Consider the following 13,129-nt stretch of genomic DNA (forward strand, 5'->3'; position numbering starts at 1 on the left):
TGTTTTGACGACTTATTTATAGTAACATATTTAAAATGTTTTGTCAACACTTTTTATTTTTTATTTTTCAAAGTGAATCAATCGTTTTAAATTTTGTTTTTCCTGTGTCTCAAGGACAAGTAATAATATACCATCTTAAAAGAATAATGTCAACATATTTTAAAAAGTTTTTCATATTTTTTTAACGACACATATAAAAGGCCCTGATATCAGAGCCTTTTAGGTAATGTTTTTATTAACTTCTTATTACTTAACGTGTTGAGATAGTTCACTTTTTCTTTGTAAATATTTTTTATTTTGACCAAATAAGTATTTGCTCGTTTTCATTGTCTTAATTTAGTAGCGCTATATCGCTATTTTGATTCTACAATGTTTTTAAGCTCTAACTCTAAGTCTCTTCCAACTCTATCTACTCCACCAACTATCATAAGCTGCCTAATATCAGAGTTTTTAAGGTAATCTTTTGTGACATCCAATAATAAATCCTCTCTTGTCAATATTATTGGTTTTTCTTCTCCCTTAAAAGAAGCTGCCCCTGACACTAATCCATCTGCAAATACTTCTCCACTTGTTATATAGGCCTTTTGATCATTTTTAAAGCCCTCGTTAGCTATTAAGACTGATGTTTCATATCTATTTGATCCAGCTATTCTTCTACTTTTCTTAACTTTACTATCTATATTATCTTTTAACTTAGATGATATAGTAGCTTCTCCACCTACTAGCAAAATTTCGTCTAACTTTCTATTATCTATATAACTATTTATACTTTCAGGCAATTTATTTACAGTCGTTAGAAGTATCGGCCTATTAATCTTTATAGAATAAGGAGATACAGATAAAACATCTGCAAAGATTTCACCGCTTACGAGAATAGCTTTGTCTTTACTAACACCAAACTCTGCTATCAATTTCTCTGAAAGATTTACACTTGTATCATATCTGTTGTGTCCATATACTCTTTCTACTTCATTTGAGTCGAATTCTTTTAATTGATATTTTTTGCTATCACTTACTGACTTAGGACCTCCAACTATTATTACTTCTCTAGCACCTAACCTTTTTATTTCATTTTTAACTACTTCTTCTATATTATTACCAACAGTAAGAAGTATTGGTGCCTTCAATCTAGCCGCAAGAGTTGTTGAAACTAGTGGGTCTGCAAAGTTTTTTCCATCTGCCACTATTATATACTTAGACTTTCCGAACGTTTCCTTTGAAAACTCTACCGCTGTCTCCACTCTATCCTTACCTGAGATTCTAGTTACTTCAGGATCAATAATTGGATTATATGATGAGCTACCACCCCCAGAACTGGAACTTCCTGTCGATTTTTTCTCTTTTTCATATCTATATACTACTTCTTGCTTTTCTTCAGTAAATATTCCTTCTGCATTTTCTGGCTTTGAATTAAGTTTATAGCCATCTATTTTTTCTTCTTTAGTTGTATATTTTTCCCCTAATTTTCCCTTCAAAGGAATTTCTTTAAGTATTTTTCCTTTTTCATCTACATATTTTACCAATACGTCATATGATTTTTCCCACTTAGCTTTTAAAACTGTATCTTTTGTTACTTCTTTTGAAAAATCAAACTCGTCTTCTCCATCGTACCAACCAACAAATAAAGCTCCATCCTTAGTAGCTTTCTCTACTTCTCTTGCTTTATCGCCTCTTGCCATTATCTGAGATTTTATATCTCCTTGACCACCATCCAAGTCGAAGGATAGCTCAACAGGTGTTGTTTCAAATTCAATATCTATGTCCCTGCTCTTTACATTTAGCCCCTCTTTAGCAGTAATGATACTTTTTGCATAACTCTTTTTAATTAGTGTATCTTTAAATTCATTATCTAAATCGGCAGCTATAGGTATTGTGATTGCAAAACTTTTGTTGGCTGAGAAATTTTTTAAATACATTCTTAATTTTAATATTTTTATTTCTTTAGTATCTATTTTTTCACCAGTTATTGCATCATGAGCTTTTGTTTTTTCATATTTAATTGGCATGTAATCTATATTTTTAATATTTTCTTTTGAAAACGTTTCGACATCATTTTTAGAGATAGAATATTCTATCCTATCAATATATTCCTCTCCCTTATCTATTATAGGTTCATGATTATATAGACTCATATTAAATTCATTTGACTGTGTATCTAAATATTTGGGAATATACAAATAAAGATCTAGATATCCATCTGCTAAACCATTTCCATTAGAAACTGTAAACGTATACTGCGGTGCCCTTATATCTCCCTTATTCACACTTCCTCCTGATATAGTTTGTGCAGAAGCATTTGCAGAAAATACACCGATAAATATCATTGACATGACTATTATTATATTTTTCCTTAAAAATCCAATTACTTTTTCCACCGTGATTAACCCCTTTCCATATAATTATATTTATTTTTCTACAATAATAAAAACTATTATAAAATATTATTTATTTTTTATAATAAACACCTCCAAAAGTAAATGATTATATTATGTAATTTTTTGATCTCTTTGCTTAATTGTATCAAAATATACAATATTCTGCCATATATATTACATATTTATAATTTGTAATATATTTATATTTATCCAAATATTTTATTTATTTTTTTATCATATTCTATTGACGATGAAAACGATTGGTTATACAATATATGTAAGCGGTTACATACATTTGACTGCTATTTTATACTTTGATAGTGTTTATACTCTTTCTTTTTCTAGTTGAGAAGAAAACTAACAATATTTATCTTGATTTTATATAGATATCGCAATATGATATCATATATATAAACAGAAACTTATTTATATATATTTTTGAATTAGGAGGTGAAATAAATGTCAACAATTAAAGATGTTGCTGAGCTATCTGGACTATCGGTCGCTACTGTATCTAGACACATAAACAACAGCGGCTATGTCAGTGAAAACTCTAGAGAAAAAATTTCTCTGGCCATCAAAACCCTACACTACACTCCTAATGAAGTTGCAAGGTCTCTATATAAGAAGACTTCCAAACTAATTGGTTTGTTAGTTCCACAGATAGACAACCCTTATTTCAACAACATGATAAAGGGCGTAGAAGCCGTGTGTAATGAAAAAGGATTCCATCTTATTATTAGTAATGTAGACAATCTTAAGGATGAGAAAAAATACATGGAGTCTTTTATGACAAATAATATTGCTGGTATTATTTCATCTACAGGTTTTGTAGACGATCACTATGAATCTATTAGATGCCCTATTATAGGAGTTGATAGAGCTAAAAATAACTTTGAGTACACTGTTTTCTATGATGAAGAAAATGGTGGTAAGTTATCAGCTCAAGCTATAGTGGATGGCGGATGCAAAAATGTACTTGTCGGGGCTGGACCACAAAATGTAAGAGTCGCCAGGGATAGACTTAAGGGAGTTCTATCCGTTTTAGATGAAAATAAAATTAAATATGATATCCACTACTCTGAAGACTATGATTATGAGTCTGCATCAAAATTTGTGGATTTTTTGGACAAATCTTCAAATAATTATGACTCAATCATTGCTTGCAATGATCTACACGCCCTTTGTTCTTCTTTATATCTTGATAAATTAGGTATATTGATTCCAGAGGATGTCCAGATAGTAGGTTATGATGATACCATATTTTCTAAGCTATCAAACCCCAATATTTCTACCATAAACCATGATGGTGATTTACTAGGGGAAAAAGCTGCAGAAATGTTAATTGAACTAATTGAAAAAAACGAACTTGAAAATAAAGAAATTCAGCTTTTTTCAATCTTAGTGGAGAAAGGTTCTCTTAGAAAAGAACTTAAGTAATGTTCTTTAAAAGTATTATGTCCTTTAAAGGTATTAATTTCTTCAAATAAGTAATATATAGGTATATATGTCCACTAATGGGTATATATACCTACAATATACAATTTTATCCTTACTTATTATATTGTTTCTTCTAATGTATAATATAATTGCTAGGATAAATGTACTATAATAGTAAAATACATAGTATTTAAATATAAAATTTCATATTTGAAATGGAGGTAATTAAATGAGTAAAGTTTTAGTTTTGGGAAGTCTTTCAACTGATTTTGTAGCTACAACTGATATTAGACCTAATGTGGGCGAAACTGTGCAGGGTAATTCATTCTTCACTACTTTTGGCGGGAAGGGTTCTAATCAGGCTGTTGCTGCAAGTAGACTGGGCTCTGATGTTTTAATGCTTGGTAAAGTCGGGGATGATTCATTTGCTGATTCAATAATTGACAACCTTAAAAAAAATAATGTAGATGTAAGTTGCGTGGAATCGGTTACACATACATCTTCAGGAGCAGCCATTATTACAATATCTGATTCTGATAATTCCATAATATACGTTCCTGGTGCAAATGGATGTGTAGATGCCAATTATGTAAATAAATATAAAAAAGAAATTCTAACTTGTGATATAGCAGTTGCGCAACATGAGGTATCCGAAGAATCTGTAGAGGCTCTAGCAAATATATGTGAGGAAGGAAAAATACCTTTTGTACTAAACCCTGCTCCATATAGAAAGGTCAAAGCTTCCATCTTAGAAAAGGCAAGCTATCTACTACCTAATGAAAGTGAATGCAAGCTTTTGTATCCAGATATGACTATTCAGCAAGCTGTAGCAAAGTATCCAAATAAACTTTTAGTCACTATGGGATCTCAGGGAGTATTCTTCAATGACGGTGAAAAAAGTCACCTCGTTCCAACTTTCAAGGTAGATGCGGTCGATACTACAGGTGCCGGAGATACATTTATCGGTGGATTTTCAACTGGAATTTCAAATGGATTATCTATAGAGGAATCCATCACACTTGCAAATCTATCTGCTAGTCAATCTGTTACGAAAATGGGCGCTCAAGGAGGAATGCCTCAGCTAGAAGAATTAAAAAGCAACAAAAATTATAAAGCTAGCTGGAATTTATAAGTTTATAGGAGCTTCATATGAAAAAACATGGAATCTTAAATAGCGAAATATCCAAGGTACTATCAGATCTTGGACACACTGATCAAATAACAATAGCAGATTGCGGTCTGCCTGTTCCAGATGGAGTAGCAAAGATTGATCTTGCTATAAAGCTTGGAACACCTAGTTTTCAAGATGTACTTGAAATAATACTTGAGGACATGAAGATTGAAAAAGTTATATTGGCAGAGGAAATAAGAGATAAAAACTCCGATCAGTTAGGTGATATAGAAAACAGATTAAAAAAACACTACCCTTCAAAAGGTCTTGTTGATAGCTTTAATAAAAAAAATCCTGTTGAAAGTGAGTTTGTATCACATGAGGATTTAAAAAAACTAACTAAAAACTCCAAGGTTATTATTAGAACTGGGGAAGCAAGCCCCTACTCCAACATTATCCTTCAATCAGGAGTAATCTTTTAAAAAGGAGGTAGAAAAATGCACGTTAAAATGGAAAATATTTGGAAATCATTCGGCACAAATTCAGTACTTGAAGGAGTCGATGTAGATATCAAGCCCGCAACAGTCCATGCGCTTATGGGAGAAAACGGAGCTGGAAAATCTACTCTTATGAATATATTGACTGGACTTCACAAAAAAGATCAAGGAAAGATTTTTGTAGATGGCAATGAGGTCAACTATACGAATATAAATGAATCTGAAGCTGTTGGAATATATTTTATTCATCAGGAAATCAATGACTATCCCGAGATGACTGTTCTTCAAAATATTTTTGTCGGAAATGAAATAACTACAAAATTCGGATTTTTAGATAATCAAAAGATGAAAGAAAAGGCTGAGCCAGTATTTAAGACTTTAGGTATTGATATAGATCTTGACTCAAAAATTAAAGACTTGTCTGTAGGACAGAGGCAGCTAATAGAAATTGCCAAAACCCTTATGAAAGATGCTAAATTTATAATTATGGATGAGCCAAGTGCTTCTTTAATGACAGAAGAAATTGAAAGACTCTTTAAAATTATAAAAGACCTAAAGGCGAAAGGGGTTACTGTAGTATATATATCTCATAGAATGGAAGAAATATTTGAAATATGTGATTATATTACAGTTATGAGAGATGGTAAGTCAGTCGATACTAAGGCCGTCGCTGATTCAAACTACGATGAAGTCGTTAAAAAGATGGTTGGACGTGAAATTACAGATTACTATCCTGAAAAAACTAACGAAATTAAAAACACAATATTTGAAGGTAAAAACCTTACATCTAATGGGGTATTTGAAGATATCAATTTTCATGTAAGAGAAGGTGAAATATTAGGATTTTCTGGACTTATGGGATCTGGTAGAACAGAAATTATGAGAGCTGTGTTTGGATTAGATCACCTAGACAAGGGCGAAGTTTTTCTAAAGGGAAAAAAGCTCGCTATCAAAGGACCAAAAGATTCTATAGAAAACGGTATTGGATTTATTACAGAGGATAGAAAAGATGAAGGTCTAATACTTGACGAATCTATTAATGACAATATAATCCTTCCTGTAATCAAACAATTCGCTAAGAACCATATAATAAATGATTCTGAAGTTCATGATTTAGTTGATATGTTGGTAAATAGATTAAAGATCAAATCAGAATCTAGAAACGACCCAGCCTCTTCTCTCTCTGGAGGTAATCAACAGAAGGTTGTTCTTGCAAAATGGATTACAATCAGCCCACAGGTTCTAATACTTGATGAGCCTACTAGAGGCGTAGATGTAGGTGCCAAAAGAGAAATCTACAGCCTAATAAATGAGCTCGCTGAAAAGGGAGTTGCAATAATAGTAGTCTCAAGTGATTTACCAGAACTTTTGGGAATCAGCGATAGAATAATGGTAGTACATGAAGGCAAAGTAACAGGAGAGCTTACTAGAGAAGAAGCTACTCAAGAAAAAATTATGACTTATGCAACAGGAGGACAATAAAATGGTAAAAACTAAAATGAAAAATAAAGACCTTGGAATATTGGGACCAATTATAGCACTTATCGTCTTGATGATTTTCGTAACAATATTAAATCCCAGTTTTATAAAGCCAAGTAACCTTATAAATCTTCTTAGACAGGTTTCAGTAAATGCACTTATCGCTTTTGGTATGTCATTTGTAATATTGACTGGTGGTATAGACCTTAGTGTTGGATCCGTTCTAGCACTTACATCAGCTATTTTTGCAGGTGTTTTGGGAATGGGAGTTCCACCTATGATAGGTGTCGTTATAGCACTAGCAGTTGGTGCTTTGTTAGGCGCAATTAATGGTATCCTTATTACAAAGGGAAAGATGGCTCCATTTATAGCTACACTTGCCACTATGACAATCTTCAGAGGACTAACACTTGTCTATACTGGTGGTAACCCTATAACAAACTTCAGTGATGCTTTTTCATACAAGTTTATAGGTAGAGGATATGTACTTGGTGTTCCTTGGCCTGTAATATTGATGATAATTTTCTTCGCAATAGCATTTGTAATACTTAATAAGACTCCTTTTGGTAGAAAAACTTATGCAATCGGTGGAAATGAGAAAGCCTCTTTTATATCAGGTATAAAAACAGATTCTGTAAAAATAAAAATATATGCTATATCAGGATTTTTGGCAGCAATGGCAGGACTTATACTTACTTCAAGACTAAATTCAGCCCAGCCAACTGCAGGTACAGCCTATGAAATGGATGCAATCGCAGCAGTAGTTCTTGGTGGTATCAGTATGTCAGGTGGTAAGGGTTCTATAGCAGGTACTTTAGTTGGTGCACTTATACTAGGTACTCTAAACAACGGTCTGAATATGCTAGGAGTATCAAGCTTCTATCAGCAGATAGTCAAAGGTATAGTAATCCTAATAGCAGTACTTATAGATAGAAAAAGAAATAAATAATAGAATTTAAAAATATATATAGGAGGCTAATAATGAAGAAAAAAATTGGTTTATTAATAGCTGCCTTTCTAGTAGCTACGGCTACATTGACAGGCTGTAAAAGTAATAGATTTGTATATTTAGAAGGCGAAAAACCTGGTAAAAGCGAGCAGGCAGTTGAGAAAAAGGCTGCAAAGGATCTAACAATTGGTCTTTCACTGTCTACTTTAAATAACCCATTCTTTGTATCTGTCAGAGATGGTGCTCAAAAAGAAGCTGATAAAGTTGGAGCAAAGCTTGTCATTTCTGATGCAAGAGATGATGCTGCTACTCAATCAAACAACATGTCAGACCTTATACAACAGGGAGTTGATATCATACTAGTCAATCCAGTTGACTCAGATGCTATATCTACTTCTGTATCCGCTGCAAATGAAGCGGGAATACCAGTAATAGCCCTAGACAGAAACTCAGAGGGTGGAAAACTTCTATCTCTAGTCGCTTCAGATAACGTTAAAGGTGGAGAAATGGCTGCACAGTTTATAGTTGACAAGGTTGGTAAAAATGCCAATGTCGCTCAGTTAGAAGGTATACCTGGAGCCTCTGCAACTAATGAAAGAGGTAAGGGTTTTAAAAATATAGCAAATGATAACCTAAAGGTTGTTACTTCACAATCAGCAGACTTCGATAGAGCTAAAGGACTGACTGTTATGGAGAACATACTACAGGCAAATCCAGATATCAAGGGTGTATTTTGTCAGAATGATGAAATGGCTCTAGGCGCTCTTGAGGCCATATCAAATGTAGGTAAGAAAGATCAGATTACAGTAGTTGGATTCGATGGTACTGAAGGTGCTATTAGCTCTGTAAAGGATGGCAAATTAAATGCTACAGTAGCTCAGCAACCTGATAAGATAGGTGAGCTTGGTGTAAATGCAGCGGTTGACTATTTCAGTGGAAAGACAATACCTGCAAAGATTTCATCACCACTAAAGTTGGTTCAAAAAGATCAGTAATAACTCACTAAGGTGATTTATAATAATTAAAAATAACTTATATAACAACTCAAAACACAAAAAAGGAAGTCGAATTCGACTTCCTTTTTTAAATGTTTATTTATATTACTAAAGCTATTCAAACTTCGACATTTCTTGTGATATTTTTACTGCTGTAGAATATCTGTTTGGACCAGAGATCCTCTTCTTCTGGTCAACTTTTAGTCCGTCATAAATATCCTTGGATACTGACTTTTCTCCTCCTCCAACAATTATATTATTTATATTCCACTTTTCAATATCTTTACTTGTAGTTTTATTTAGTTTATTGGCTTCTGTTAGGTGTATTGGGCACTTGTATTTAGCCGCTAAGCTGTTTATAGTGATACCATCTGGGAAATCAGTTCCATCTACAAGGATCATATCATTTTTATTTCCACTTTTTTCTCTTACTTCATTTCCTATTATAGATGCTGTTTCATATCTATTTTTTCCACCTAATCTTTCAACTGACTTAATTTTTAAGTCTTTATTTAAGTGATCCTCTATATCCTTGCTTATAGATGATTTTTCTCCACCTATAGAAACAGAGTTTATTTTCCAGTCTTTCATAGTATTTTCTGTTGTCTTATTCAATTTCTGAGGTTCACTTATTAGTATCGGTGCTCTTTTTTGTGTCGCCAATGCAGATATGGTAATTACGTCTGGGAAGTTTGTTCCATCAACCAGCATCACTGAATATTCATTGCCTGATAATCTTCTTACTTCTTTTCCTATCTCTCTTGCCGTTCCATATCTATCTCTACCAGCATATCTTATTACATTGTAGTCTGAAAGTTGATCAGTTACCTTTTTAGAAACTGATTTTTCTCCACCAGATATAATTACATCACCTGTTCCTCTTCTCTTTAGTTCAGCTAGAGTTTCATCAGTGATATTATCTGTATCTGTCAATAAAATAGGACAATTTCTCTCATTTGCTAGTACAGTAGCTGTCAAAACATCCGTATACTTCTTACCATTTGCTAGTACAGCTGTGGCCTTTTCAGTTTCTGGAGTTTCACCTCCTCCTCCTCCACCAGTTGTTGTCTTTTTATTTGATATTTCTAATATCAACGTATCTTTATTTGATACTATTATTTCACTATCTGTCTCTTTTATTTCCTTTTTATTTCCATTTTTATCCTCTATTCCAACAAACCTTACTCTATCATTGAAACCTTCAACTGTGTTAATTGAAAACACTCCATTTTGTTGAGACTTTGAACTAAATTTAATATCTTTTAAATCTTCATATCCAGATTTTTTTGTTTCAGTCAGTTTGAAATCTTTATCAAAAGCCAAACCTTTTATAGACAGCGAACCATTTATTGTTTTATAAGAATCTACACTATCTCCTTCATATAGATTGAATTCAAAGTTATCACTTGTCTCTTTACCATTTACTTTTTTGTCCAACTTTACATTGAAATATGGACTTGAAAATTGTGCTTTATTTATTGTAGTTGATGCACTCGATGACAGTATAAACTCTTGCTTTGGTTGTTTATTATCCTTTGTCTTAACATTCATTACAACCGCATTGTCTACAATGGCTGATTTTTCATTTTCTTTAAGCAACTCTTGAGTATCAAATTTGACATCATACTCTATAGTCATATTTTCAGGAATATTTTTACTAGATGTCAGTGAAAATATATTTTTTATGCCAATTACATTACCATCAGCATCTTTTTCTACATCTTCCTGTCTTTCCAACTTAACATCCTCATTGTCTATTTTTACATCGCTAACACTTATAAATCTAGGATCAAAATTTCTCTTATCTCTGAATTTTAAGCTATCTTCTATTCGTATTCCCTTTGTGTCCATAGAAACCTTTTCTCCTAAAAGATCCTTAAGATTGATTGAAAGCTTATATTTTCTTGTACTTTGATTTTCTGCATCTTTAGATACTGACTTGCTAAGTCCCATATTATAGTTTACTGTGTCTGATTTTCTTTCTATAGAATCTTTTTTAGGATTTTTATAAGTTGCTGTGACTGTGTTATTAGCATTATAATTATTCGATATTCTTCCATCTATATAACTCTTAAACACCAATACATAGGAAACATTTTCCTTTGCTTCCTCTATATCAAATGAAAGTTTTCCATTTTCATTGTTTATTTTTACATCGCTAATCTTTTTATTTTCTGTAGAAAATTCTTTTAAATACTTTGAATTACCATCTGATATTTCCTTTGAATCCACTTCATAGAGAACAGCTTTTCCAATTATATTTTTACTATAAAAACTAGAATAGTTATCTAGCACATTTATATTTTTCGATGGATTCCCGAGTGAATTAACTAAAATTCTATGTTCTACTATAGTTTTATCATCACTCATAGGAATTGATACTTTTTCTGTACCATAAGTCTTTGTTTGAGTATTATCCTCAGGATCAGGCTGTGTGATAGATTCCTCATCCACAGTCACATTCTGAGATTCATGCTTACCAGCTTTAAAATATGGTTCAATAGTTCCCTTTACTATTATTGGAGCTTCTGGTAGTTTTGTATAGTCAAATTTAGCTTTGTTATTTTTAACCTTACCTACTGTATCATATTCAACAATTAGCCTTCTACCCGAATTATTTTCATCAAACTTATAGTTTTCAGCTACATCTTCGTTCAGGTTCTCTTCATCTATCTCACTTGCATCTTTCTTAATAACAAATCCGTAGTTGTCACTTATATCCAAGAATGGATCTTCATATTCATTATAACCAAGTGGATATGCTGGATTATTTTTAATTTCTTTTTCAGATGCTCTTACATATAAATATGGAAAATCTAAATCTTTGTGTATAGGGGTTTTCAATACCTCTTTCATACTTGTAATTTTACTATCTAAATCTCCAAATTCCATATTAATATTTTTTCCCTCACTGCTTATCTTCACACTATCTGTTATATCTTTTTTATTGCTCGATTTATCTTCTAAAAATACTTTTATATCCTTTATTTCTATGTCAGCACCATTTTCTTTTGCTGTTATTGTATCACTAAATTTTTCTGCTCCTATAGCCTTATTGTATGGGTTTAGAACAACTCTCCAAGTAGAGGTATCCCCTTCTTCTTTTATTCTATTTTTTATTATTCTTGTTTTTACTGGAGTCTCTTTAGTGTTTGTCTTATCCTCATTAAAAGTTATAATACTCTTAATATTTTTATTATTTAAAGATTCCAATATTTCTGGAGCTAATTTTTCCAAGCTCTCTACTGGAATCACTCTTTCATATATAAAATTTCCCTTTTCATTTCTTTTAAGCACTGTATCTTTTGATATCTCTTCTTCTGATATCAGTTCGGATAAGCCTTCTGGTAACTCTAACTTTTCATTAATCTTTATCGAATCTATTTCTTCATCAATATTTATTACTTGGAATTTACTTACCAAATCGCCATCTTGATTAAAGCTAAATTTTCTATTTGCTATAGCTGGATCTGGAACTTCCTTTTCTTCAATACCAAGCTCAATAGATTTACTTTCTGTATTTACCTTATCTGATACACTTATACTAGCTCTATTTAGACCCTTAACTCCATCCTTTAGAGTGACCTTATAGCTAATAGAAGTATCACTTTCGTTTACTTTTTCAACTATGAAATTTGTATTATTGCTTTTTAGACTAATATTTTCATAATCAAAAATATGACCTTCTATCTTTGACAATGTAAACTCAGCTGATTCATTGTAATTTTGGTTTTCCTCATATTTTTTATATATAGGTCCACTCATTTCAAAGCCATATCTACTAACTAGATACTTATCTATTGATACCTTTTCTGATGATGGACTCATGTAAGAGTCAAGACTCAGTCCATCCGTTGTAATCAAACCATCAGAATCCTTTGGTGTTATCAACTTAAGCTTTCCATCACTTATTTGATATTGAATTTTTTGACTACCTTCACCTTCAATTTCTCCAACACCTTGCAGGTCATTGTACGGAAAATCCATCTCATACTCTGTATTACCCTTTAAATTTAAACGTCCTGTTTCAAATGTAAATATTGGGTTGGAATTTTTTTTGATACTGTTTTCCCCCTCCTTAAAATTCTCTGAATTTATGAATGTAAGTTCAGTATCAAAACTTTCTTTACTCCTACTGGCGTCTTCCACATCACTTGCCAAGACTGGCATTGTCGATGATAAAGCCAATAATAGAGCCATTGATATAGAAATTGCCCTTTGAAATAATGTTTTTCTCAATATAAGCACCCCTCTCCTTAAATTTAATTTATTGAATTATATTA

The 13,129-nt window shown here is 32.2% G+C and carries 8 protein-coding genes; 6 read left to right on the plus strand and 2 right to left on the minus strand.

What is annotated here, in order from left to right; all coding sequences use genetic code 11:
* Nucleotides 1-353: 353 nt before the first annotated feature.
* On the minus strand, nucleotides 354-2,375 hold the full coding sequence (locus RR561_RS08855) for a cell wall-binding repeat-containing protein (RefSeq protein ID WP_332507510.1): 2,022 nt from the start codon (nucleotides 2,373-2,375) through the stop codon (nucleotides 354-356).
* Nucleotides 2,376-2,834: 459 nt separating this feature from the next.
* Between RR561_RS08855 and RR561_RS08860 the strand changes: the two genes are divergently transcribed.
* From RR561_RS08860 to RR561_RS08885, 6 genes are all read left to right on the plus strand, one after another.
* Nucleotides 2,835-3,815 (plus strand): LacI family DNA-binding transcriptional regulator, encoded by a 981-nt coding sequence (locus tag RR561_RS08860; protein ID WP_332507511.1) that lies wholly within the window; start codon nucleotides 2,835-2,837, stop codon nucleotides 3,813-3,815.
* Between the two features lie 229 nt (nucleotides 3,816-4,044).
* Nucleotides 4,045-4,947: a ribokinase gene (gene rbsK / locus RR561_RS08865; protein WP_332507513.1), complete on the plus strand. Its 903-nt coding sequence runs from the start codon at nucleotides 4,045-4,047 to the stop codon at nucleotides 4,945-4,947.
* Nucleotides 4,948-4,964: 17 nt separating this feature from the next.
* On the plus strand, nucleotides 4,965-5,408 hold the full coding sequence (gene rbsD / locus RR561_RS08870; RefSeq protein WP_332507515.1) for a D-ribose pyranase: 444 nt from the start codon (nucleotides 4,965-4,967) through the stop codon (nucleotides 5,406-5,408).
* A 15-nt stretch (nucleotides 5,409-5,423) separates the two neighbouring features.
* A complete protein-coding gene (locus tag RR561_RS08875) occupies nucleotides 5,424-6,905 on the plus strand; it encodes a sugar ABC transporter ATP-binding protein (protein WP_332507516.1) in 1,482 nt (493 codons plus the stop codon).
* Nucleotide 6,906: 1 nt separating this feature from the next.
* Complete coding sequence (locus tag RR561_RS08880) at nucleotides 6,907-7,851, plus strand: ABC transporter permease subunit (protein ID WP_332507517.1); 945 nt, start codon at nucleotides 6,907-6,909, stop codon at nucleotides 7,849-7,851.
* 32 nt (nucleotides 7,852-7,883) lie between these two features.
* Nucleotides 7,884-8,846, plus strand: coding sequence for a D-ribose ABC transporter substrate-binding protein (locus RR561_RS08885; RefSeq protein ID WP_332507519.1), 963 nt, complete (start codon nucleotides 7,884-7,886; stop codon nucleotides 8,844-8,846).
* A gap of 114 nt (nucleotides 8,847-8,960) precedes the next feature.
* Here the strand turns inward: RR561_RS08885 and RR561_RS08890 are convergent, their stop codons facing one another.
* Nucleotides 8,961-13,085, minus strand: a complete 4,125-nt coding sequence (locus tag RR561_RS08890; RefSeq protein WP_332507521.1) for a cell wall-binding repeat-containing protein — start codon at nucleotides 13,083-13,085, stop codon at nucleotides 8,961-8,963.
* Nucleotides 13,086-13,129: the final 44 nt, after the last annotated feature.

It is taken from the genome of Peptostreptococcus sp. (assembly GCF_036639115.1).
Classification (GTDB): Bacteria; Bacillota; Clostridia; order Peptostreptococcales; family Peptostreptococcaceae; genus Peptostreptococcus.